Source organism: Hymenobacter cellulosivorans, assembly GCF_022919135.1.
GTDB classification, from domain to species: Bacteria; Bacteroidota; Bacteroidia; order Cytophagales; family Hymenobacteraceae; genus Hymenobacter; species Hymenobacter cellulosivorans.
The window spans coordinates 2,542,240-2,565,441 of sequence record NZ_CP095049.1; the positions used below are offsets into that span (position 1 = coordinate 2,542,240).

22 protein-coding genes are annotated in these 23,202 nt (G+C 59.7%); 12 read left to right on the forward strand and 10 right to left on the reverse strand.

All coding sequences use genetic code 11. The features are described 5' to 3' along the window. The first annotated feature begins 118 nt into the window (after nt 1-118). The 3 genes from MUN80_RS10670 (at nt 119) to MUN80_RS10680 (ending at nt 3,690) form a co-directional block, all read left to right on the forward strand. Nucleotides 119-1,069 (forward strand): ABC transporter ATP-binding protein, encoded by a 951-nt coding sequence (locus MUN80_RS10670; protein ID WP_244723470.1) that lies wholly within the window; start codon nt 119-121, stop codon nt 1,067-1,069. Between the two features lie 134 nt (nt 1,070-1,203). Continuing rightward, a complete protein-coding gene (locus MUN80_RS10675) occupies nt 1,204-2,574 on the forward strand; it encodes an ABC transporter permease (RefSeq protein WP_244723472.1) in 1,371 nt (456 codons plus the stop codon). Nucleotides 2,575-2,814: 240 nt separating this feature from the next. Further along, entirely contained in the window at nt 2,815-3,690 is an 876-nt protein-coding gene (locus tag MUN80_RS10680) for a ChaN family lipoprotein (RefSeq protein WP_244723474.1), read from the forward strand. Here the strand turns inward: MUN80_RS10680 and MUN80_RS10685 are convergent. Next, the gene (locus tag MUN80_RS10685; protein WP_244723476.1) at nt 3,687-4,574 is read right to left on the reverse strand and encodes a hypothetical protein; all 888 of its coding nucleotides are present in this window, start codon (nt 4,572-4,574) and stop codon (nt 3,687-3,689) included. The genes MUN80_RS10680 and MUN80_RS10685 overlap by 4 nt on opposite strands. A 96-nt stretch (nt 4,575-4,670) precedes the next feature. Between MUN80_RS10685 and MUN80_RS10690 the strand changes: the two genes are divergently transcribed. Beyond that, nucleotides 4,671-5,309 carry a hypothetical protein gene (locus MUN80_RS10690; protein ID WP_244723478.1) on the forward strand — a complete coding sequence of 213 codons (639 nt, stop codon included), beginning with the start codon at nt 4,671-4,673 and terminating at the stop codon, nt 5,307-5,309. A 21-nt stretch (nt 5,310-5,330) separates the two neighbouring features. On the opposite strand, the gene MUN80_RS10695 is transcribed toward MUN80_RS10690, so the two are convergent. The 3 genes from MUN80_RS10695 to MUN80_RS10705 all read right to left on the reverse strand — a co-directional run bounded on the left by MUN80_RS10695 (nt 5,331) and on the right by MUN80_RS10705 (nt 9,412). Then, nucleotides 5,331-6,059, reverse strand: a complete 729-nt coding sequence (locus tag MUN80_RS10695; RefSeq protein ID WP_244723480.1) for an MIP/aquaporin family protein — start codon at nt 6,057-6,059, stop codon at nt 5,331-5,333. Then, complete coding sequence (gene glpK, locus MUN80_RS10700; RefSeq protein ID WP_244723482.1) at nt 6,056-7,588, reverse strand: glycerol kinase GlpK; 1,533 nt, start codon at nt 7,586-7,588, stop codon at nt 6,056-6,058. Before glpK ends, MUN80_RS10695 begins: the two co-directional genes overlap by 4 nt. 216 nt (nt 7,589-7,804) lie before the next feature. After that, a complete protein-coding gene (locus MUN80_RS10705; RefSeq protein ID WP_244723484.1) occupies nt 7,805-9,412 on the reverse strand; it encodes a glycerol-3-phosphate dehydrogenase/oxidase in 1,608 nt (535 codons plus the stop codon). Nucleotides 9,413-9,791: 379 nt separating this feature from the next. On the opposite strand from MUN80_RS10705, the gene MUN80_RS10710 reads away from it, so the two are divergent. Genes MUN80_RS10710 through MUN80_RS10720 form a run of 3 tightly spaced genes read left to right on the forward strand, consistent with a single transcriptional unit; the run spans nt 9,792 to nt 11,273 of the window. Next, nucleotides 9,792-10,220, forward strand: coding sequence for a GNAT family N-acetyltransferase (locus MUN80_RS10710; protein WP_244723487.1), 429 nt, complete (start codon nt 9,792-9,794; stop codon nt 10,218-10,220). 17 nt (nt 10,221-10,237) lie between these two features. Continuing rightward, a complete protein-coding gene (locus MUN80_RS10715; RefSeq protein WP_244723501.1) occupies nt 10,238-10,930 on the forward strand; it encodes a DUF4288 domain-containing protein in 693 nt (230 codons plus the stop codon). 31 nt (nt 10,931-10,961) lie between these two features. Next, nucleotides 10,962-11,273 carry an antibiotic biosynthesis monooxygenase family protein gene (locus MUN80_RS10720; RefSeq protein WP_244723504.1) on the forward strand — a complete coding sequence of 104 codons (312 nt, stop codon included), beginning with the start codon at nt 10,962-10,964 and terminating at the stop codon, nt 11,271-11,273. Between the two features lie 350 nt (nt 11,274-11,623). Here MUN80_RS10720 and MUN80_RS10725 read toward each other — a convergent pair whose 3' ends face one another. Together MUN80_RS10725 and MUN80_RS10730 are read right to left on the reverse strand one after the other, a co-directional pair. Continuing rightward, the gene (locus MUN80_RS10725) at nt 11,624-12,472 is read right to left on the reverse strand and encodes a sugar phosphate isomerase/epimerase family protein (protein ID WP_244723514.1); all 849 of its coding nucleotides are present in this window, start codon (nt 12,470-12,472) and stop codon (nt 11,624-11,626) included. Between the two features lie 203 nt (nt 12,473-12,675). Continuing rightward, complete coding sequence (locus MUN80_RS10730) at nt 12,676-14,913, reverse strand: penicillin acylase family protein (RefSeq protein WP_244723528.1); 2,238 nt, start codon at nt 14,911-14,913, stop codon at nt 12,676-12,678. Nucleotides 14,914-15,036: 123 nt separating this feature from the next. Between MUN80_RS10730 and MUN80_RS10735 the strand changes: the two genes are divergently transcribed. After that, complete coding sequence (locus MUN80_RS10735) at nt 15,037-15,543, forward strand: hypothetical protein (RefSeq protein ID WP_244723531.1); 507 nt, start codon at nt 15,037-15,039, stop codon at nt 15,541-15,543. Between the two features lie 106 nt (nt 15,544-15,649). Here the strand turns inward: MUN80_RS10735 and MUN80_RS10740 are convergent, their stop codons facing one another. Continuing rightward, the gene (locus tag MUN80_RS10740; RefSeq protein WP_244723534.1) at nt 15,650-16,591 is read right to left on the reverse strand and encodes an NAD(P)-dependent alcohol dehydrogenase; all 942 of its coding nucleotides are present in this window, start codon (nt 16,589-16,591) and stop codon (nt 15,650-15,652) included. Between the two features lie 260 nt (nt 16,592-16,851). Here MUN80_RS10740 and MUN80_RS10745 point away from each other — a divergent pair, with 260 nt between their 5' ends. Beyond that, a complete protein-coding gene (locus MUN80_RS10745) occupies nt 16,852-17,352 on the forward strand; it encodes a cupin domain-containing protein (RefSeq protein WP_244723537.1) in 501 nt (166 codons plus the stop codon). 8 nt (nt 17,353-17,360) lie between these two features. On the opposite strand, the gene MUN80_RS10750 is transcribed toward MUN80_RS10745, so the two are convergent. Beyond that, nucleotides 17,361-18,341, reverse strand: a complete 981-nt coding sequence (locus MUN80_RS10750) for a helix-turn-helix transcriptional regulator (RefSeq protein WP_244723540.1) — start codon at nt 18,339-18,341, stop codon at nt 17,361-17,363. A gap of 370 nt (nt 18,342-18,711) precedes the next feature. On the opposite strand from MUN80_RS10750, the gene MUN80_RS10755 reads away from it, so the two are divergent. Together MUN80_RS10755 and MUN80_RS10760 are read left to right on the forward strand one after the other, a co-directional pair. Continuing rightward, nucleotides 18,712-19,596, forward strand: a complete 885-nt coding sequence (locus MUN80_RS10755; RefSeq protein WP_244723543.1) for an SDR family NAD(P)-dependent oxidoreductase — start codon at nt 18,712-18,714, stop codon at nt 19,594-19,596. Between the two features lie 57 nt (nt 19,597-19,653). Further along, entirely contained in the window at nt 19,654-20,583 is a 930-nt protein-coding gene (locus MUN80_RS10760; protein ID WP_244723546.1) for a helix-turn-helix domain-containing protein, read from the forward strand. Nucleotides 20,584-20,874: 291 nt separating this feature from the next. On the opposite strand, the gene MUN80_RS10765 is transcribed toward MUN80_RS10760, so the two are convergent. Next, complete coding sequence (locus tag MUN80_RS10765; RefSeq protein WP_244677801.1) at nt 20,875-21,228, reverse strand: HesB/IscA family protein; 354 nt, start codon at nt 21,226-21,228, stop codon at nt 20,875-20,877. A gap of 153 nt (nt 21,229-21,381) precedes the next feature. On the opposite strand from MUN80_RS10765, the gene MUN80_RS10770 reads away from it, so the two are divergent. Beyond that, nucleotides 21,382-21,918 carry a DUF7935 family protein gene (locus MUN80_RS10770; RefSeq protein ID WP_244723549.1) on the forward strand — a complete coding sequence of 179 codons (537 nt, stop codon included), beginning with the start codon at nt 21,382-21,384 and terminating at the stop codon, nt 21,916-21,918. Between the two features lie 135 nt (nt 21,919-22,053). Here the strand turns inward: MUN80_RS10770 and bshA are convergent, their stop codons facing one another. Beyond that, complete coding sequence (gene bshA / locus MUN80_RS10775; protein ID WP_244677803.1) at nt 22,054-23,190, reverse strand: N-acetyl-alpha-D-glucosaminyl L-malate synthase BshA; 1,137 nt, start codon at nt 23,188-23,190, stop codon at nt 22,054-22,056. Between the last annotated feature and the right edge of the window lie 12 nt (nt 23,191-23,202).

Sequence of the window (23,202 nt, forward strand, 5' to 3'; positions counted from 1 at the left end):
AGTTGCTGTTTTCTACCACTCATCCGCTCTAATTGCCGCTTGAGGAAGAAGAATGCAGCTTGTTTATATAGTTGCTGTAATATTACATCCTGACCACCTACCATTCTCTTCTTTCGCCGTGAGTACTATTCTACAAGCCATTGAGGTGCGCAAAGCCTACGCCGCGCACACGGCCCTTAGTGGGGTCAGCCTTGACATTCCTGAGGGCAGCATCTTCGGGCTGCTCGGGCCCAACGGGGCAGGCAAAACCTCCCTGATCCGCATCATCACCCAGATTACTGCCGCCGACTCGGGTGAAGTCCGCTTCCGGGGCGAAAAACTCAACCCCAGCCACATTGCCCAGATCGGCTACTTGCCCGAGGAGCGGGGGCTTTACAAGAAGATGAAGGTGGGCGAGCAGCTGCTCTACCTCTCGCGCCTCCGCGGGCTGAGCAAGGCCGATGCCACGGCCCGCATCAAGCAGTGGATTGAGCGGCTGGATTTGCGGCCCTGGGTCAATAAAAACGTGGAAGATCTGAGCAAGGGCATGCAGCAGAAAGTGCAGTTTATTGCCACCGTGCTCCACGAGCCTGCCCTGATTATCCTCGACGAGCCCTTTTCCGGCTTCGACCCGATTAATGCCAACCTGATTAAGGATGAAATATTAGCCTTGCGCGACCGGGGCGCCACCATCATCTTCTCGACCCACCGCATGGAATCGGTGGAAGAAATGTGCGACAACATAGCCCTGATCAACCGCTCCCGTAAGGTGCTCGACGGGCCGGTGCGCCAGATCAAGGACACGTTCAAAACCCAGACCTACGAGGTGGAAGGCAAGGGCCAGCTGATGGTGATGCACCCCGATTTTGAGGTACTGGAGCATAAGGTGCGCGAAAACGGTTACTTCTACGACCGGATCAAACTGCACCACAACACGACGCCCAACGATTTGCTGCGCTACCTGATTGGCAACGTGGAGGTCCACGCCTTCCGGGAGCAAATTCCCAGCATCAACGAAATCTTTATCCGGCGCGTGCAGGAGACCATGCCCGAAACCCTAACGCAACAAGAGCTGGCCGTGAAAAGCTAGAGCTAGTGCTAGAACTAAAATCGTTCGACGATTAACCACCCCGCCCTTCGGGCACCCCTCCTTGAAAAGAAGGGGAACTAGTTCTAATTCTAGTTCGGGGTTGCCACAACCACTACCTAAGTCATCAAGATAGTATGGACAAAATCTGGCTTATCATTCAGCGCGAATACCTGAACCGGGTGCGCAAAAAAAGCTTTCTAGTAATGTCGCTGCTGGCCCCGCTGCTGCTGGCCGGCACCTCCCTGATTATTGCCAAGCTCAATGCCCCCGGCTCGGCCGACGAGGTGGCCGTGTACGACGAAAGCGGGCTGGGCTTGATGTCGCGCTTGGCTAGCACCGAGGAAATCCGCTTTGTGCCCGCTGCCGGAGCCTCACCGACGGCTGCTACTACGGCCTTTAAAGCGGCCAAGCCCAAACAGGCCGCTCTGCTGGTTTTCTCGAAAGGGTTTTCTCTCGACAACACCGGCGGCGTGCGGCTGCTGGCCAATGGCAACATGAGCCTGAAGCGGCAGCTCAACATTCGCAAGGCCGTGAACAAGGCGGTAGGAGAGCTGAAGCTGACCCGCTCGGGCCTTAGCCAAACCACCATCGACAACCTCAAGGCCGACGTGGACCTGCAGGCCGTAAACCTAGCTGACCAGAACGGCCGCAAAAACAACGCGGGCCTGACCACGGCCACAGCCTACGTCCTCTCGATTTTGGTCTACATGTTCATCTTCATCTACGGGGTGCAGGTAATGCGGGGCGTGGCCGAGGAAAAGTCGAACCGCATCATGGAAGTCATGGTGTCGTCGGTGAAGCCGTTTCAGCTCATGATGGGCAAGATTCTGGGTATCGGGGCCGTGGTGCTCACCCAGTTTGGCATCTGGCTGGCCTTGTCTTACGGCATTACTACGCTGGCTGCGCCGCTGCTAATGAAGCCCGCCAAAGCCCCGGCCACCACAGCGGTATCGGCCACGAAAGCGCCGGCCGTAACTGCCGCTACTGCCGCCTCGGGCGGCTCCGACGCGGATGCTGAAATGGCGCCGCCGCAGCCGGGCACCACGCCCAACCTGTGGAGTATGCTGGAGGGCCTGCCCATTGGTAGCATTATTGGCGGCTTCCTGTTCTTTTTCCTGGGCGGCTACCTGCTGTATTCGGCCCTGTTTGCCGCCATCGGCGCGGCCGTCGACGACCAGACTGATGCCCAGCAATTCATGTTCCCGGTGACCATCCCGCTTATTCTGAGCTACATTGCCAGCATCACGGTGGTTATCAACGGGGACCCGAACGGTCCGCTGGCCTTCTGGCTGTCGATGATTCCCTTCACCTCGCCCATTGCCATGGTTATGCGCCTGCCCTTCGGCGTGCCGCTGTGGCAGCTGCTGCTCTCGGGCGCTATTCTGGTCGGCGGCTTTATCCTTACTACCTGGATAGCCGGCCGCATCTACCGCGTCGGCATCCTGATGTATGGCAAGAAAGTGACCTACGCGGAACTCTCGCGCTGGATGTTCTACAAAGGCTAAGCAGGCAACGCCCGTCCTTGCGAGGCGTAGCCATCCGTCCTCTGTTAGTAACTGATGTTCTTTTACCAGAAAGCCCTTTCTCGTTGTTACGGGAAAGGGCTTTTCATTTGAGAAAGCACAGCACAGTTCAGAGGGCGGGACGGATTGCTTCGTTCTTCGTCCTCGCAAGGACAGGTTTTTTAACACTACATCAGAACTTCGCCCTGCGGCCAGTAGTATTGCATGCTCTGCCTTACGCCCATGCTCAAGAAACTCCTGCTTCTGCCGCTGCTGCTCACCCTGCTCAGCTTCCGCACTGCCGACAAGCCTGCTTACCGCCTCTTCACTGGTGGGGGCAAGCCGGCCGACTACGACAAAATGCTCAAGGAGCTGGCCGCCGCCGACGTGGTGTTCTTCGGAGAGCAGCACAACGACCCTATTGCCCACTGGCTGGAATTGCAGCTGGCCAAAGACCTGCTCCGCCTGCGGCAAGGGCAGCTGGTGCTGGGCCTGGAAATGTTTGAGCGCGACGTGCAGCCGCTGGTCGACGGCTACGCTACCGGGGAGCTGGACGACAAGGCTTTCGAAGAGCAAAGTCGGCCCTGGCCCAACTACGGTACCGACTACAAGCCCCTGCTACAGCTGGCCCGGCAGCAGAAGTTCCGGGTGGTAGGCACCAATGTGCCGCGACGTTACGCCTCCCAGGTCGCCAAGGGCAGCCTCTCGGCCCTCGAGGCGCTGCCAGCCGCCGAAAAAGCCTGGCTTGTGCCTTTGCCCCTGACAGTAGACTACACGCTGCCCGGCTACCAGAACATGGCCAAGATGTTTGGCGACGACGCCGCCCACGCCGCCGGGGTGCAGAACATTATCCAGGCCCAGGCTCTGAAGGACGCTACCATGGCCCACTTCCTCAACCAGGCCCGCCCCGAAGGCCATTTGCTGCTGCATATCAACGGCAGCTACCACTCCGACAACCACGACGGAATCCTGGCCTACCTGCGGCAGTATAATCCCAAGCTCAAGGTCAAAACCATCAGCGCCGTAACCCAGGAGCGGCTCACCAAGCTGGAAAAGGAACATGAGCAGCAGGCCGATTTCGTGGTAGTAGTGCCCCAGGACATGACCAAAACCTACTAGGCCAGTTCTGAGCTTCCTACGCAGGCCGCGTCGTGCAGCTCGGCTACTTGCCGGGCCTCGGCCAGCACCTGCCCGCTGCCGTATTCGCCCACCCAGTGGCACACCGAAAACGGCTGGCTAAGTGTGGTGTACTGCGCTTCCCACGCCTGCTGGGTGGCTTGTTGCTCGGGTGTGTCGTAGGGAAAGGGGTGCGGGGGCCGCGGGCTACCGATGCGCCAGGGTTTGGGCGTGAGCCGGGCCCGGTAGCAGTCCTGAGCCTGGCAGAGGCGCACGTAGGTTGTATCGACGCGCAGCGCAGCGAAAATTTCCTGAGCCTCCGGGCTGGCTGGAGCAATAAGCTGGTGCGTGACCAGCAGCCGAAAGCCCAGGCGGGTGCGGTACAGGCGAAAATTCCACTCGGGGTGCAGTTGCAGCCAGGCCGCCATTCGCAGCTGAATCTGCTCCTGCGGTACTAGGGGCGGCGGTGGGGGTGAAGCCGGACCAAATAACTTGCGGAAGAAACCAGCCAGGGAAAACGGCTCGGTAGTCGGGATGGGGCGGCGCAAATCGGCGTCGTCTACGTCCAGCAGCATCACCTGGGCAGTGTTCAGCACTCGGCTGCCGTAGTGGTTGCGGGTTACAGCAGCCAGTAGCTCACCGCCGCTGCCGACGATGCGCTGCTCGACCTGCTCCCGCAAGGGAGCCGAGCCGGTGGGGTAGTCGCCGGCGCGTAGGGGCTGGGCAGCCTGCAAACGGGCGGCGCGGTGCTGCAGCACCTGCCGGCCCGCGGCTTGGGCGGCAGCCAGGCTTTCGTCGCTGCCGGTGTAGGCCGTGAGTAGAAAAGGCCCCTGCTGTTCGTCCCCGATATCGAGGGTGGTGCGGGCCCAGTAGGAGTAGATTTGCATCGGCCAAAAGAAGGAATACCGGCGTAAGATAGAAGCCCGGTGGCCGTTTTTGCGTAAGAGCAAAACTCTCCTGACTCCGACGCTTACCTTTACCCCATGATTTCCACCCAGAACCTGACCGCCCTACCCGCTGAAATTGAGCTGCAGCGCATTTGCAAAGCCCTGGCGGTGCTCGACGCCATTATTTCGCCCGAGGAAGAATACCGCTACCATACCTACGACGCCAAGTGGGGCGAAGGGGAGGAGGTGTTTGAGATGAACGACGGGGAAGGGGACCAGATGCTGATTTTGTTTTCCCCCGACGGAGCCGTCATCAGCGGCTATGCCGACGGTTTGGAGGAGGTCGACAAAACAGTGCTGCGCGAGGCCCTGCCCCCGGAGTTTCATGAGTTCATCTTCGGAGAGCCGGTCAACTCCATCGGTACCACGTTCTGCCTCTGGACGCTGGATAACTCACCCTGGCAGCTGGCGCCCGGTACACCAGCTGAAGACGGCTCGGAAGACCTGCTGCCCATCCTCGACGGCCACCCGCGCACCTACATCGACTGGGCCCAGGAGTATTTCGAGGAGGAGCGGTTTCCCAAGGATGGCCTGCTGCTGGGCACCGTTACCCAGCTCTACTACGGCGAAACCCTGACCAAGCCCATGGTGCAGGCCCTGGTGACCCACGTAGCCGACTGGGAAGCCCTGCGCCGCGACCTGGACGAAATCAACTACCCCTACGACTTCGACTAGCCGCGCCGCTCAAACCAGCCGTTAGCCCAGCCAAAGGTAAAGGCCCGCGGCGGCCGCACCGCCCAGCAAGGGCCCTACCACCGGAATCCAGCCGTAGCTCCACTCGCTCGGGCCCTTGCCGCGCACCGGCAGCAGGGCGTGGGCCAGGCGGGGGGCAAAGTCGCGGCTAGGGTTGATGCCGTAGCCCGTGGTGCCGCCCAGCCCCAGCCCGATAACCCATACCAGCAGCGCTACCGGCAGGGCGCCCACCGAGCCCAACCCCACGGCCGTATGAGTCGGCGTGATTTCGGCCCCGCTGATGTAGAGAATGGTAAATACCAGCACCAGCGTGCCCACCAGTTCGTTGAATAGGTTGGACGCATGGTTGCGGATGGCCGGACCAGTGCAGAACACGGCCAGCTTCAGCCGTGGCTCCGGGGTTTGGTCGAAATGGTCCTTGTAGAGCAGCCAGACCAGCGTGGCACCCAGGAAAGAGCCCAGAAACTGCGCCAGCACGTATTCGGGCACCAGGTTCCAGGCAAACTTCCCGGCCACGGCCAAGCCCAGCGTCACGGCCGGGTTCAGGTGGGCCCCACTTACGGGTCCGGCCACTACCACGCCCACAAACACCGACAAGGCCCAGGCCGTGGTAATCACCAGCCAGCCGCTGCCATGGCCCTTGGTGTCCTTGAGTACTACGTTGGCTACGACGCCGTTGCCGAGGGTAAGCAGAAGGGCGGAGCCGACTAGCTCGGCGGTAAATGGCGTCATACCGTGGGTGGGTTTGAGGGTGAATAGTCAGTCGTTGGTGTCTGGGACCAAGCTTGCAGGGCCCGCACGGCGCGTTGCCACTGCGCAATACCTACGGCGATACCGGCTTGGTCGGGTTGGGGGCTAAAGGTAGTATCGGCTTGCTCTAAGGCCTGAAGCTCGGCCACATCCTGCCAGTAGCCCACCGCCAGCCCGGCCAGGTAAGCGGCACCCAAGGCCGTAGTTTCGGTGTTGCGCGGGCGCGTAACGCGGGCCTGGAGCACGTCGGCCTGAAACTGCATAAGCAGGTCGTTGGCTGCCGCGCCACCGTCTACGCGCAGCTCGGCAATCGGCAGGCCTGAGTCGGCTTGCATGGCCCGGAGTACGTCCATGGTTTGGTAGGCAATGGCTTCCACGGCGGCCCGGGCCAGGTGGGCGGCCGTGGTGGCTCGGCTCATGCCGAAGATGGTGCCCCGGGCGTAGGGGTCCCAGTAGGGCGCGCCCAGCCCGGCAAAGGCGGGCACGAAATACACGCCCTCGGAGCTGCTCACCTGCCGGGCCAGGACTTCTACTTCCGCTGCTGTTTTGATGATGCCCAGGTTGTCGCGCAGCCACTGTACCACGGCCCCAGCCATAAAGATGCTGCCTTCCAGCGCGTACTGCACCTGCCCACCGAGTTGCCAGGCCACGGTTGTCAGCAGGTTATTCTGCGAGGCCTTGGGCTCCGAGCCGATGTTCATCAGCATAAAGCAGCCGGTACCATAGGTATTCTTAACCATGCCAGGCCTTGTGCAGAGCTGCCCGAACAAGGCCGCCTGCTGGTCGCCGGCAATACCAGCCAGCGGGACTTTAGAGGCAAAAATGGTCGTCTTGGTGTGCCCGTACACTTCGCTGGATGGCCGCACCTGGGGCAGCATACTGGCCGGAATACCGAACAGCGCCAGCAGCTCCTCGTCCCACTGCAGCGTGTGGATGTTGAGCAGCATGGTGCGCGAGGCGTTGGTTACGTCGGTCAGGTGTAGCTCGCCCTGGGTCAGGTTCCAGATCAGCCAACTGTCGACGGTGCCAAAGGCCAGTTCCCCGGCCTCGGCCTGCTCCCGGGCGCCGGGCACGTTATCCAGAATCCAACGCACCTTACTGGCCGAAAAGTAAGCGTCGAGCACCAGCCCGGTTTTCTGCCGGATCAGGGCTTCGTGGCCCGCGGCGCGCAGCTCGTCGCAGTACTCGGCCGTGCGCCGGTCCTGCCACACAATGGCGTTGTAGACGGGCTTGCCAGTGGCGCGCTGCCAGACCACGGCCGTTTCGCGCTGGTTGGTAATGCCAATAGCGGCCAGACTCTTGCCGTTCACCCCAGCTTTTACTGTGGCTTCGGCCGCTACTCCCGCCTGCGTCGACCAGATTTCGACCGGGTCGTGCTCCACCCAGCCCGGCTGGGGAAAAATCTGGGTAAACTCCTTTTGCGCTTGCGCCACCACCTGACCCTTCTGGTCAAACAGAATAGCCCGGGAGCTGGTCGTGCCCTGGTCCAGGGCGAGAATGTAGTGCGGCATGGAAGAATAGGAGAGTAAGTAGTCGGAATTGAGAGAAAGATAGAATAAGAAAGAACGTCCTGTTGACCAGCGGAAGACATCTGGCGGGCCATGGTAATTGTCGTGCTTCATCTAGCGTCTGCGCCGTCGAAGCCTCTCTGCCGCCTTGTTGCAGTGTATTAGATTACCATGGCCCGCCAGATTCCCCGGCTTCGCTCGGAATGACGACCTGCTTTGCTATTGCGAAGCTCTTATGCCGTTCAGCAAATACCCTTGGGCCAGTTCCTCAAACTCTGCTACCTGCCGTGCCTGCCACTGAGCATCCTTCCCCAGTTCTTCGGCCAGCAGCTCAGCTACCCGAGGAGCCACTCGCACAGCCGCCGCGGCATCCAGGAACAGCACCCGGACCCGGCGGGCCAGCACGTCTTCCACGGTGCGCGCCATTTCGGCGCGGGCGCCCCATACTACTTCGGTGCCGGTAAATTCCAGGGCCGGGTCCAGTTTTACGCTGAGTTCAGGCCGGTCCGTCATTAGCTGTTGCAAGGCGGGCTGGTCGGTGCCGTACACGCTGAGGTGGGCGCCATACTTCGTGGTGGGCTGGGCGCCGTGAATGGGCAGGTGGACCGTCTGACTGGGCGCGGCCGGCAGTTGGCCCAGAGCAATGGCCCGGTCTACAGTATCCTGGCCCATGCGGCGGTAGGTGGTCCACTTGCCGCCCGTAATGGTAACCAGGCCGGTTTTCGACACCAGAATCTTATGGCTGCGGGATATTTCCTTGGTGGTATCCGAATTGCCCTGCGGAGCTGCCAACGGCCTAAGCCCGGCAAATACGCTCAGCGCATCTTCCCGGCGGGGCACTTTGGTCAGGTACTGCCCGGCCGTGCGCAAAATAAACTCGATTTCCTCGTCCAGGGCCCGGGGTTCCAGGCTGTGTTCCCGCAGCGGGGTATCGGTGGTGCCCACTACCACCCGTCCGTGCCAGGGCACGGCAAACAGTACCCGCCCGTCCTCAGTTTTGGGAATCATCAGCGCGTCGTCGCCGGGCAAAAAAGACTTATCCAGCACGATATGCACGCCCTGGCTGGGCCGCACCAAAGGCCGGGTGCCGGGCGTATCCAGCTGCAGAATGTCGTCGACGAATACGCCGGTGGCATTTACCACCACTTTCGCGGCCACCTCGTAGGCCGTGCCGGTTTCCTGGTCGGTGGCCGTTGCGCCCGTTATCCGGCCCTGGTCGTTTTTCCGCAGACCCGTTACGGCCACGTGGTTGAGCACCGTGCCACCTTGCTCCACGACCGTCTGGGCCAGATTCACGGCCAGTCGGGCGTCGTCAAACTGCCCGTCGTGGTAGAGCACCCCGCCGCGCAGCCCCTCGGCTTTGATAGTGCCCAGCCGCTGTAGGGTTTCGGCCTTGCTCAAATGCCGCGAGGCACCCAAGCTCAGCCGGCCGGCCAGCAGGTCGTACATTTTCAACCCCAGGGTGTAAAACGGCCCGCCCCACCAGCTGTAGTTCGGGATGATAAAATCCTGGTTTTTGACCAAGTGAGGTGCATTTTGGAGCAGTAGGCCCCGTTCATACAGGGCTTCCCGCACCAGTCCTATGTCGCCCTGGGCCAGGTAGCGCACGCCGCCATGCACCAGCTTAGTGGAGCGGCTGCTGGTACCCTTGGCAAAGTCCGCCTGCTCCAGCAGCAGCGTCCGGTAGCCCCGACTCACGGCATCCAGGGCCACGCCCAGGCCCGTAGCCCCGCCTCCGATGACGAGTAGGTCCCATTCGGGCTGTTGGGTAAGCTGCGCCAGCAAAGTGTCGCGCCGGAACCGCGCCAGGTCAGGAGTTGTGCTCATAGCTCTGCTTACTGCCAAATTCCCCCGGGCGTTGACGCTGCCTTGCCGAAAGCCCCGCTTTTTAGCGTAAATCCCAACCCATGGATTCCAAAAGTCCCACCTATGGTGACAAAAAAACCAAGTGGTAGTCCCAACCTTTCCAGGTCCGGTTACAAGGGTTCCGGCCTTGGTTTCGCTTGTTCCGGGTGTAAACTTGATGGTTCCGGGTCTGGTCACGAGGGTTCCGGGTCTGGTCACGAGGGTTCCGGGTCTGGTCACGGGCGTTCCGGGTCCAGATTCATTCATCCCGGGTGTAGCGCCGGTCGTTCCGGGTCTGGAAACAGCTTTCCTGGGGTCGGAATCCACTTCTGCGTACCTTCACCGGCCAAAATCACCCGTTATGCTTACCCGTCAAGCCCTGCTTACCGATATTCCCCAACTCATGCAGGTGCGCGTAGCCGTGCGCGAAAACCGCCTGTCTGACCCCACCCGTGTCCCCTACGAAGCTTACGTGGACTACCTCACCCGCCGCGGCCGGGGCTGGGTGGCCGAAGATGCCGGCAGCATCGTCGCCTTCGCCATTGCCGACGTACTCGACCACAGCGTCTGGGCCCTGTTCGTGCATCCCCACTACGAAGGCCAGGGCCTGGGCAAAAACCTGCTCGACCAACTGCTCGCCTGGTATTTCCAGCAAACCACTCACCCCATCTGGCTCAGCACCGCCCCCGGCACCCGCGCCGAAGAATTCTACCGCCGCCAGGGCTGGCACGAAACCGGCCGGACGTCGAGCGGGGAGGTGCGGTTTGAGCGGGCGAGCCAGGGTAAATAACTCACACTAGCTCCCTAATGGCCCTTTCCAAAATCCTGAACGAAAACGAGTGGCCCCTAGCTGCCGCTTTGGCCTCGGCCGTAGCCACGGTGACGATTCACTTCCCTTGGCCGGCCAATGACCAGTTGCTGGACCTGGCCCCGGAAAAAAGGAAAGCTGCCATCGGCGACCTCATGCGCGCCCACATCGATGAGGTGGTAAACTCGGGCTTGCTCCAGTCCTACACCGTAGAGATGGTAGAGCGCCGCCGGCCCCGCAGTGTACGGGCCGAAGTTACGCTCGACAATCTGCCTGCTTTATGCCAATTGCCGGACATGGATAGAGTAGTTATTACCAAGGTAAACGGCCTCAAAAAGAAGCGACTTAGACCGGCAAAAAAGCTGAAGTTTCATTGCGTTAAAATGACCGTCGCCATTCAGATTGAGGGCGCTAAAACCGGGCTGCAGAAATACGAAGAACGTTACGTACTGCTGAAAGCCACTTCGTGCGATGATGCTTATTCCCGTGTAGAAGCCACCCGCGCCGACTATGCTGAGCCGTATTTAAACTCTGATGGCTACTTCGTGCGCTGGCAGATCGAAAGCCTGGACGACTGCTACGAAACGGGTATTGAAACCGCTACGGAATTCAACAGTCCAAGCGGCGTAGAAGTATTCTCCATCCTGAAGAACCGCAGACTCACGCCTGAACGGGCCTGGGGCGGGAAATAAAGCCCCCTATACTAAACCGTATTTAATGTCTATGCCCGCCATCATCACCCGCATCTGGCACGGCACCACCGCCGCCCACCACGCCGAAACCTACCTGGACTACCTCCAGGCCTCCGGCATTGCCGACTACAAAAACACCCCCGGTAACCTCGGCGTCCAGGTTTTGCGCCGCCTCGACGGGGCCATCTGCCACTTCTGGACCGTCACCCGCTGGGACAGCTACGAGAGCATTCAGCGCTTCGCCGGCCCCGACTACGAAAAGGCCCGCTACTACCCCGAAGATGCCCAGTACCTGCTCGAATTCGAGCCCACCGTGCTGCACTGCGAAACCTTCGAGTTTTAGGCTGCCCCTGAAGTTCGTCGTCGATACTCCGCAGTTTAGCATGGAAAGCGTAGCCACCAAGGTGAAGCCCATGAAGCTGGCCGCTGCCACGTTTGAGTTGCCCGCTGGCATCAAGACCGAAAAAAGCCCTTACTAAGCACTCTGAAATTACAAGCAAAAAGCCCCAGCTGCATAGCCGGGGCTTTCTTAATTAAGGAGTTCATGAAACGTGTCTCGAATCCGGCATTCGTGAACGGTGCAAGGTGACGAGCGTCGTACGCCACCCCGGCTATTTTCAGTTCCCGGTACAGGAGCCCGGATTTGTTGCGTAAGAAAAGCAGGGGTGCAACCCCAGGCCCGGTGTAAGAGGGTTAAGAAGTGAGTAGTTTATTGCCCAGCAGCTTGGTTAGATAAGTCAGGCTTCGTTCCGCCTCATCAACTTGCCCGCACTCTACACTCAGAAATATCTCCCGGTCGAGCGGATCCAGGATTTGTATAACCCGCTCCCAGTCTACCTCGCCCTCTCCACAGGCACAGCCCACCGGAGTGCCCGTTACTAGCCCGCGCTCGGCCTGGCTTTGTTGCCGACTGATGTCTTTGGCGTGCACGTGTACCACCTGCTCACGCACTCGCTGCAGTCCCTCATAAGGGTCTTCCAGGCCGGCCAAGTAGAAGTTGCCCGTATCCCAGTTGACGCGAATCCAGGGGGAAGGTACTAGCTCAACCAAGCGTAAGAGCCCGGCAGAAGTACAGCTGTAGGTGCCATGGGGCTCCAAACAAATGAATACCTGATGCCGCTGAGCAACGAAGTTGGCCTTAGTCAAGGTGTATTTCATCAGGGTATGGGCCAGCTCATCGTCCATCCAGTCGGGCTTATTCATGTCATCCGTGTTCACGAATTTCGCGCCACAGGCAGCGGCAAACACGATGGCCTGAGTTAAGCGCGGTACGGCTGCTTCAGGCTTCATCAGGGGGCTATGCCCGCTAATACTGCTCACTTGCACGCCCGCTTTCCGGCAAATATCCCGCATCAGCAACGGATCCTCTTGCGTGGAGAAAGAGTGGAAAAAGTCGACTTCGCTCAGCAAATCCCAGCCGGTGTGGATCATGGGCTCGACGTATGCATAGCCTAAGGCTGCGGCTTTTTCTACGCCCCATTGAAACCCCTGGGCCGCATGCTTGATGTATTCCATGTTGAGGGTAAGCCGATAACGCGCCATTATTTCTGAGGTTAGGTACTAGAATTAATATACACTAAATATATACTTATATAAATGCAATGGTATGCGTAAATGAATATTAACTTTCTCTTTGCTTGGTTTTTGTGGAAACTAAAAAGCGTTCCGGCTTATAACCGAAACGCTTTAGACAATTTGAGTGAGACTAAGCCCTAACCGGACTTTTGAGCGCAGACCGCCCCGGCTTACTGCCCCGGCGAGTACGTGCGCTCAGCGTGCTGGCGGATGTCTTCGGGGTAGAACAGTACGTCCTTGAAGTTCTCCTCCACGTAGAGCCCGGCCTGATCGGTAAAGTGGGCCGAGGTGGGCTGGTTGCTGTTGCCGCCGGCCAGCACCGAGCGGGCCTTCACCCGCGGCCCAAACTCGACCACGGCAATAAAGCTGTTGCCCACGTAGCCGTAGCGTTTCTTGGTATTCGGCGCCGTGCGGGCCCCAAACGCGGCCAACGAGCCCCAGGCCGAGGAGGTAAAGGCCACCGGCAAGCTGGGCTGCTTATCATCGTAGGTTTCCTGAATCTTGCCCGTCAGGCGCTGGAAGCGGTTCACCTCGCCCCAGGGCATTTTCCAGGTACCAAAGTCCTTGGTCAGCTCATCCAGGGTTTCCTGCAGGGCCGTGACTTTCTCCGTGGGCGTGGTTTTGGCAATGACAAAGGCCGTGAACGAGAGGTTGTCGAGCCGCATATCGGGCGTGACGCGGGTGCGGGCCAGCTTCTGAATTCTTTCGCCCCAGTAAATAGCCAGGGTCTGGGCCACCGAGGTCTTGCTGTAGCGTTTGTCCCAGCCCCGCAGCAGCTTCATGGCCTCCAGAATCTCGCCCTCGGGCGGATTGGAGCTGTCCAGCACAAACTGAAAGTCCTTGGCCAACGCCGGAATCAGCTCCTCGAAACCGGCCAGATACGGGTCCTTGGCGGCGGCAATCAGCGTGTCGAGCGTGAACGTGGTTTTGCGGCTCAGTACCCGCACGGCATTTACGCCCCGGTAGTTTTCCGCGTCGGGGGCCATGTAGGCCGGAAACTGCTCCCGCTTAGGGCTGCTTGGCCCCGAGACGGTGAAGGGCGTGGAGTTGCAGTTCTGAATCCAGCCGCTGGCCGGGTTTTTCACCTGCACAATTTCCTCCACCTTATGCAGCCCTTTCCAGTCCGTTTTGGGGTTGCTGCCATCCACGGGCATGCTCCAGTCGAATTGTGGGTCGCGCCGGGGCATGAAGTTGCCGTGCCAGTAGGCAATGGTGCCTTTGCTATCGGCAAACACGGTGTTATTCGAGGCGTTGCCATTGAGCTGCATCACCTTCTGGAAGGAGGCGTAGTCCGTGGCCTTAGTACGCAGGTACGACTGTTCCAGGGCCTCCAGCGGGGTGTCCATCATGCGCACCGTCACCCACTTATTTTCCGCCTGCTGGCCCACGACTGGTCCGTGGTGAGTGCGGTAGGTGGTGAATTCCTTGCGGGCAATTGTGCCGTCGGCCTGCTTGTAGGCAATAGACATTTTGGCGGTTTGCACCGGGCGCAGTTTGCCGCCGTAGCGGTACATCAGCGTGCCGTCTTTCTGCGGCTCCACGGTTTCCAGGTACTCGTCCATGGAATCGGCGAAGCTGGAAGTGTGCATCCAGCCGCAGTGCTCATTAAAGCCCTGGTAAACGAAAAACTGGCCCCAGGTTACGGCTCCGTAGGCGTTCAGGCCCGTGGCGCTGGTCATCTGCACCTCAGGCCGGAAGTAGAAGGAGGTGTGCGGGTTAATCAGGAGCAGGGCGTGGCCGCTGGCGCTTTTGGCGGGCGCAATGGCAAAGCCGTTGGAACCCACCGGCTCCCGGTCGGGCCGCTCGAAGTCGGGCCGCACCCACGACGTCGACTTGCGCTGGCTGTAAAAGTTCTTGAGCCGCTCCAGGGGCACCACGCTGATATTGCCGCCGATGCTGCCCTCACTGAACATGAGCGGCATCCAGGGCTGGAAGCGGCGCAGCAGCCGGGGCTTCACGGTGGGGTGGGAGTAGAGGTAGAAGTTGGTGCCGTCGGCAAAGGCGTTGAGCAGCTGCTTCATCCAGGCCGGACTTTTCTGGTAGATGCTAATGGCCTGGGTGGAGTCCAGAAACAGCCGGGCCCGCAAGTCCTGGTAAATGGCCGCCTCGCCTTCCACCTCCGCCAGCCGCCCGATGTTCACAATGTAGTTGTCCTCGACCCGGGCAAAGTCGTCCTCACACTGGGCATACAGTAGGCCGAATACCGCGTCGGCGTCGGTTTTGCCCGTCACGTGGGGCACGCCCCAGTTGTCGCGCACGATGGTGACCTGCTTGGCTTGCTGCTGCCAGCGGGCTATTTCGACTGGGGTGAAGGCCTGGCCCTGAGCGCCCAGGCAGCCGAGCAGCGTGGTCAGGGTCAGCAAAAAGCGCGGCCGGGAAAACGTAAAAAGAGAAGAGACGTGCGGCATAGAGTCGTTCAATCGGGGAAACGTACCTTGGGACCCTGGAGGGCATCTTTGCTAAGACAAAAAAGTCTGCAGGCAGTTGCAAGCTAACCGCCCTGCCGCACATTCGCTGAATTTCAGTTCGCCATGAGCAACACAACGGAACCCTATCTGCTGTACCAACCCAATAAGCCGGAAATTGACACCCGCACTCTGTTCCGCATCGAGCGGGAAGCGGGCGGGCTGCGGGTGCAAAATGCCAACGTAAATTGCCTGTATGCGGAGGCGTTAACCCCGGAAGTGTTCCAGCAAGCTTACAACTTCCTGAACAAGTACCTGTTCTTCGACTTCTCCCCGGTTATCCTCGACGGCAAACCCTATGCTCTGTTGCCGGCCGACCAGGCCCGGCTCGAGCAGCAGGCCATTGCTTACTCCATCTATTTCTACGTCGTCAACGGCACCGGGACACGCATGAGGCTGCGCCCTGGTGGCATCACCGTGCTCAACCCCGTTGATGAGCTGATCAGCCTGCTTGACCGGGCTTTTGGTGTTGATACGCCTGTAAGTCTGGCCTTGGGCGCTCAGATCCTGCGCCGCCCTTTGCCTGAATACCGCTCCACGGTTGAATGGAAGCGCCTGTACTACGCCAAGTAAGCGGCTGGCGTCGCCCACCAAAATGAGGAAGTCCCCGGCCAGCCAAAGAAGATTAATCGGATAGATAAGTGCCCCCCGCCCAGTTCTTAGGGCGGGCGGTTGTTCTTTAGCCGAGGACGACTACCGCTTTACCTTTCACCTTACCCTGGCTGGTTTCCTGGTAGGCCTGCCGCACGCTGGCCAGGTCATACACCTTCTCCACCGGGATTTGCAGCCCATTCTGAGCCAGGGCAGCCAGGTCCCGGAGACCCGCGGCAGTAGGCTTCAGGATAAGAATCCGGTGTTTCTGGCCCGAAAACAGGCTGCGGAAAAACGCCCCTATAAGCCCCAGCGGCGAGGGCAGCATGCTGACAAACGTAGCCCGGGGCTTGAGCAGCCGTCGAGCCACGGTAAAGGGTAGTTTGTCCGACAGGTCGATGATGGTATCAAACCGCTGCGGCAGCTGGCTGAGGTGTTGTTTGGTATAGTCTACCACCGCGTCGGCTCCTAGCTGAGTGGCAGGCGTCAGCCCTGCCGGACCGACTACGGCCGTTACGCGGGCACCGCGCAGTTTGGCCAACTGAATGGCGAACAGGCCCACGCCGCCGCTGGCGCCGTTGATGAGCACTTCTTGGCCCGGGCCCACGGCCGCTAGCTGGTCGATAATCTGCAGGGCCGCCAGCCCGGTAACCGGCAGGGCCGCGGCCTGGTCAAACGAAATGCTGGCCGGCTTGGGGGCAATGAAGGCTTCGGTAACTACCACGTACTCGGCCAGGGCCCCGCCGGTGAAGACGTCCAGAAAGCCAAATACGGCGTCGCCGGGCTGGTAGCCGGTCACGCTGGCACCTACCTGGGCCACAGTACCGGCAAAGTCGATGCCGGCGCCCTTGGGAAATTTCGAGCCCGACATGAGCTTCATCTCGCCGCGGTAAATCTTCCAATCCAGGGGGTTGATAGAAGCCGCTTTTACCTGAATCAGCAGCTGAGTGGGAGCAATAATGGGGGTGGGCAGTTCGCGCACCGCCAGAACCTGTTCGTCGCCGAAACGGTCGTACAATACTTTACGCATGGGGTTGTTGCTGTAGAAAGTGAACCACGGGCAGCCTGCTCGCGGGAGCCAAGCCCGCTCTGGGTTGGCAGTTGGGTGAAGAAAAACGCAGGGCAAAGGTGGGGCGGCAACCAGAGCAGGTGGTAGCGCAAAACGGCGCAAAAACAGTCCGATCGGGCAGCCAGACTGCACTACCCGATTGGACTGTTTTTGCGCCGTTTTGGAGTGGCAATGGGCTGCGGTGTCGCCCACCTTTGCCCCATACTTTTTTGCTAAACGATATGGATACGAACAAACAAGCCCCCACCATTCTGGCGCCCACCGAAGGCCAGACGCTGGCCGTAATGGGCAGCAACTACCGCATCCTGGCCAGCGGCCAGGACACCGCCGGCGCCTACGCCACCATCGACATGCTGGTACCGCCCGGCGGTGGCCCCGGCCCCCACGCCCACGCCGACATCGAGGAAACTTTCTTCGTGGTGGAAGGCGAAGTGGAAGTCAAGTCCGAGTTCGGCACCACCGTAGCCACCGCCGGCTCCTATATCCGCATTCCGAAGGGCGGCGTGGTGCACGGCTTCAAAAACAAGAGCGCGCAGCCGGCCCGGCTGCTGTGCACGGTGGTGCCGGCGGGCCTGGACGAGTTTTTTCAGGAAATCGGTCAGCCGGTAGCTCCCGGCCAGTTTTTGCCCCCGCCAGTGCTCGACCAGGGGGCCATTCAGCGCATCCAGGCCCTGGCCCAGGCGTATGGGCAGCAGGTGTTTCCGCCCAACTACCTCGGCTAGCGCGCCTTTTACGACTGCGCGTAGCGTTTGGGATTGAGGCCGTAGTGCTTTTCGAACAGTCGGCTGAAATGGCTCAGGTTGGAAAAGCCCAGCTCGTAGCCCACCTCAGCCACCGAGTGCTGGCCTTGCTTGAGTAAAAAGGCGGCCTCCTTCATGCGGGCCTGCTGGTAGTAGGTGTACACCGAGCTGCCGAAGGTTTGCTTGAAGAGCTGCTTGAGCTTGGTTTCGCTCATGGCCGCCTGCTGGGCCAGCTCGCGCAGGACGGGCGGCGTGCCCAGGTCGGTAAGCAGCTGCTCGTGTACCCGTAGAAGCCGCTCCGCGTCGGCGCTGTTGATGGGCTGGTGCGGGGCTGCGTCGCGCAGCATCAACTTGCGAAACACGAGGTAGAGCAGCTCCTGCACCTTCACCTGAATGTAGAAATGGCTCAGGCCGTCGTGCTGGTTTACCTCCGTAATGTGCTTGAGCAGGAGCTTGGCTTCGGCCGCCAGGCTTTCCAAGAACAGAAAGGAACCGCCGTCGGCCGTCAGGGCGCTCAGTAGTGGGTGGGGCTCATTCCCGGCTAGCAGCGCCTTCAAGCGGGGCGTTTTGAGGGCCACTACCAGGTAATGCACGGCGTGCCGGGCCGGAAAACGGATGGTAGAACTCAAGTCGTTGGACGTGAGTTGCACCGCCGACTCCTCACGCTGGGAAAACCGCACCTGCGGATGGTCGGTGTAGGCAATGTCCAGCGGCTGCTCGTTGTTGTAGAAGAAAATGGTAATCTGGTCGCTGCTCCCACCGGCCGCCTGGCGCCGGATTACGAGGTCTTCGTGCAGCTCGTAGCGGTGCATGGTGAGCTTGAAATCGACGCCAAACTGCAGCTTGCGCACGTAGCCTTGGCCCAGGGACTCGGGCAAGGTCACCTGGCCATCGCGCACGGGCACCTGCAGATACTGTCCAAACTGGGTGACAAAGTCAAAATCAGGCGTCGCAAAGAAACTGAACGTCATGCTAATGAACGAGAGTAGCGGCTATTAAGCTGGAACGGTAGCGGCATGCAGTGCCCCGCGCAACAAAATCCGCCTGCCGGCGCGGCAGAGGGCAAGAGTACGGCTCGGGGTGAAAATAGAAGATTGTCGACAATAACAGCCGCTGGCCAAGGCCGAAACATCCGCCGCGGGCCGCCTCAGCTTTACCGAACCTCGAACGATAGTTGCCTGCGCGGGCAACTGATTTAAATCAATGCGGTGGTCCGCTGAGTAAGGTTGCCCGGTGGGCCGGCCACTAACCCCTCAGTTAGGCTACAAACTTCCCCAATCTGGCTACAAGCGGCTAGCAGACAGGATGGACCTTTGTCCTGTTCACTAACCCACTGTACTCATGACCACTCAACTGCACACCGCCGGAATAACCGGCCCCGCATCTGCTCCTAACCCAACGCCCAAAATCTGGTTTATTACGGGTGCTTCCCGCGGCTTCGGCCGCATCTGGACCGAAGCCGCCCTGCAACGCGGCGACCAAGTAGCCGCCACCGCCCGCCACCTGGCCAGCCTCACCGACTTAACCGAGAAATACGGTGCCAACATCTTGCCGCTAGCGCTGGACGTAACGAACCCCGAGCAGGTACAGCAGGCCGTGGCCCAGGCGCACCGGCACTTCGGGCGGCTCGATGTCGTGCTCAATAACGCCGGCTATTCCCTAGTCGGCACCATCGAGGAAGCTCACCTGGACGATATCCGGGCCCTGTACGAAACCAATGTATACGGGGCTATTTCGGTTATTCAGGCTGTGCTGCCGCTGCTGCGCGCCCAGGGCAGTGGCCACATTCTGGGCATTTCCAGCGGCCTGGGGCACGTCACCTCGCCGGTTATCGGCTACTACTGCTCCTCCAAGTGGGCATTCGAGGCGATTCATGAAAGCCTGGCCGCCGAAGTGGCCTCGTTTGGTATAAAAGTCACCATCATTGAGCCCGGGGCCTACGCCACCGAGTTTGGCAGCCCCGAGTCGTTGCGGTTTGCGCCCGGGTTGGAGGTCTACGCCGAGTTCAAAAAACACTTCTTCGCTGGTCTCGGGAGCATGGAACGAGGCAACCCAGCCGCTACGCCGGCGGCCCTGTTTGCCGTAGTCGATGCCGAGCAGCCGCCGCTGCGGTTATTTCTGGGCCGCCACAACCTGCCCTGGGTGCGCCAAGCCTACGCTGAGCGGCTAGCTACCTGGGAAGCCTGGGAAACTGTGGCCAACGCGGCCCAGGGCGACGCCAACTAAACTACCCCGCCAACTGGTAGTTTAGCTGCCAGCTGCTCCCGGTACTATCTTAGAAACATGAAAAAGCAAGAAAATGCCCCGTTGCGGTTTGCTTCCTTGTCTGAGGCTCACCGGACCCTGGGCTTACCGCCACCCTTGCATCCGCTTATTAGCCTTGTGCACGCCGCCCCAGCGCCCGTAGCGAGTAGCGGTGCTCATCATGCCCACGTGCTGAGCTTTTACAAGATATCCTACCGGCCCCGGCTCAGCAGCCGGCTCTTATACGGACAGGGTTATTATGATTTCGAGGAGGGCGGGCTGTTGTTTGCCGCCCCCAACCAGGTGATTGGCGGCACCCAGGAGCAGGGAGTAGGGGCGTGCTCCCAGTACACGCTGCTGCTGCACCCGGATTTTCTGACGGGTTACCCGCTGGCCAAAAAGATCCGGCAGTACAACTTCTTCACCTACTCGGCCAACGAAGCGCTGCATGTGTCGGAGCAGGAGAAAAACCTCCTGCTGGCGCTATTCAATACCATGGAAGCCGAACTAAGCAGCCGCCTCGACGAATTCAGCCAGGACGTGGTCATTGCTCAGCTTGAGCTGCTGCTCACGTACGCCCAACGCTTCTATAAACGACAGTTTCTCACGCGCAAAGCCGTGCACAGCGACTTGCTGCAACGGCTGGAAGCAACGCTGGCCGACTGCTTCCGCCCCGAAGACCTGCTAAGCCGGGGCATCCCCACGGTGCAGTACCTGGCGGAGTGTCTGCACGTGTCGCCCAGCTACCTGAGCGACCTGCTCCGCACGCTGACCGGCCAAAGCGCCCAACAACACATCCATGACAAACTTCTCGCGCAGGCCAAGGAACAGCTGGCCACCACGGGCTTGTCGGTGAGTGAAGTAGCTTACGCGCTGGGCTTTGAGCATTCGCAATCCTTCAGCCGGTTTTTTAAGACCAAAACGGCCCTTTCGCCCCTGGCATTCCGGCGGTCTTTCCAGCACAACTAAAGCCCGAGTGTAGACCTACAGCACCGCTGATGCAGAGCATCGGTCTGCACACTGTTGATCCAGCAAGAAGGTGGCCTAGTGAAGAGTCCACTTATCACTGGGCCAAGTATTCTAGAACCCAGCCGCTATGGCACGCTGAACGGCACCCACCGCGTAGCGTGCCATAGCGGCTGGGTTCTGATAGGCTAGCCATAATGCAAAAAAGCGTTCCGGCTTATGGCCGGAACGCTTTAGGCAATTCGGGTAAAAGCAAGCCGGATAGGTAGGCCTTGCTTTACAAAAAAGTGCTGTTTAGGCTGAGAAGGAGGAGCCGCAGCCGCAGGTGCTCTTGGCCTGGGGGTTGTTGAAGACGAAACCGCGGGCGTTGAGGCCGTCCTGGAAGTCAACTTCCATGCCCAGTACGTACATGGCGTGCTTTTTATCCATGATGAGCTTCAGGCCGTCGAGGTCGTAGACTTCGTCGTTGTCCTTGGCTTTATCAAAGCCCAGCAGGTAGCTCATGCCCGAGCAGCCGCCGCCCTGTACGCCGATGCGCAGACCGTACTCGGTCGGCACTTTCTTGTCCTCGATGATATTTCTTACCTCGACCAATGCCCCCGGCGTGAGGGTGATGGGAGCAATCTTAGTTGAAACGGCCGTTGCCATAGTGCGTTCTGAATTAGAAGAGTAAGCGCAAAGATACGAAGCCCGGTGCATACACCCGCAGCCCCAACCCGTATAGAACAGCAAGACCCGGTATCCGGTTCACCGAATATTTCCCGACCTTGTTCTCTCTAAAATAGTCGTTTTCCTTTTTGCATGGACACCACCGCGTACGTTTTCGATTTGCTCAAGATTATTCTGCCCGCCCTGATTGTGGCCGGTTCCCTGTATTTTCTGATTCAGAACTATCTGGAAAAAGAGCAGCAGCGCCGCCTGATTGAGCTGCGCCTGGAGAATTCCAAAACCACGCTGCCCCTGCGCCTGCAGGCTTACGAGCGAGTAACGCTGCTGCTGGAGCGCATCACGCCCAACAATCTGCTCGTGCGCCTGAGCAGTGCTGGCCAAACAGCTTCCGAATACCACCGCCTGCTGATGACCGAAATCCGGGCCGAGTACGAGCACAACCTCAGCCAGCAGCTCTATATGAGCCCCGAAACCTGGGAGCAGGTCAAGCAGGCCAAGGAAAACATCCTGACGATGATCAACAAAGCTTACCACGCCCTGCCCACGCCCCAGCAGGCCCGCGGCACCGAGCTGGCCAAGCGCGTGCTCGAAACCCTGATTACCGACGAGGTAGACCCCACCACTCAGGCCTTGCTGGCCGTCAAGCGCGAAGCATCGGGGCTGTTCTAGTTATTAATTGTTCGTTGTCAGTTGTTCGTCACGGGCAATATTTGTTTTGAAGCAAAAAGCCCGCTCAGTCACTGAGCGGGCTTTTCTATTAGGCTAGGAGCCTAATAACTGACAACAAACAACTAATAACTATTCCTACACCGCGGCTAGTTGGGCATCAATGGCGCGCTGGTAGCAGGCTTCGTAGAGCGGGACGATATTTTCGACGGCAAACTCCTCGGCCCGGGCCCGGGCGGCGTCCTTGAAGCGGGGCAGATTGTCGTCTTCCAGCACGTAGAGGGAATTTTTGACCATGTCGTCTACGTCGCCGATTTCGCTGAGCATACCCGTTACGCCGTGCACGTTGAGCTCGGGAATACCGCCAGCATTGGTGCTGATAACCGGCACTTCGCAGGCCATGGCTTCGAGGGCAGCCAAACCAAAGCTTTCTTTCTCAGAGGGCATCAAAAACAAGTCGGCAATGCTGAGCACTTCCTCCACGGCTTCGAGTTTGCCCAGGAAACGGATATCGTCGCAGAAGCCGATTTCCCGGCACAACTTCTCAATGCGGGGCCGGTCAGGGCCGTCACCCACGAGCAAGAGCTTGGCCGGAATCTGGCGCCGCACTCCGGCGAAGATGTTCACCACGTCGTCGACGCGCTTCACTGAGCGAAAGTTGGAGGTATGCACCAGCAGCTTTTCGCCGTTGGGAGCAATAGCGGCCTTGAAGTGCCCCTTGTTCTGCTTCTTGAACCGCTCCAGATTGATGAAGTTGGGAATAACCTCAATGTCCTTCTCGATGGCAAAGTACTCGTAGGTTTCCTTGCGCAAGTCGGCCGATACGGCCGTTACCCCGTCCGATTGGTTGATGCTGAAAGTCACAACCGGCTCGTAGCTGGCGTCCTTGCCCACGAGCGTAATATCGGTGCCGTGCAGGGTGGTGATGACCGGCACGGTGATACCCTTGGTACGCAGAATCTGCTTGGCCATGAAAGCCGCTGAGGCGTGCGGAATGGCGTAGTGCACGTGCAGCACATCAAGCTTCTCGTTCTGTACGATGTCGACCATCTTTGAAGCCAGCGCCAGCTCGTAAGGAGGAAACTGGAACAGCGGGTACGGCGGAATGTAGACCTCGTGGTAAAACAGGTTCTCGTTGAAGAAGTCGAGCCGCACGGGCTGGCTGTAGGTGATGAAGTGCACGCGGTGGCCTTTCAGCGCCAGGGCCTTGCCCAACTCCGTGGCTACTACGCCGGAGCCGCCAAACGTAGGGTAACAAACGATGCCGATATTCATGAGAGAGGAAGG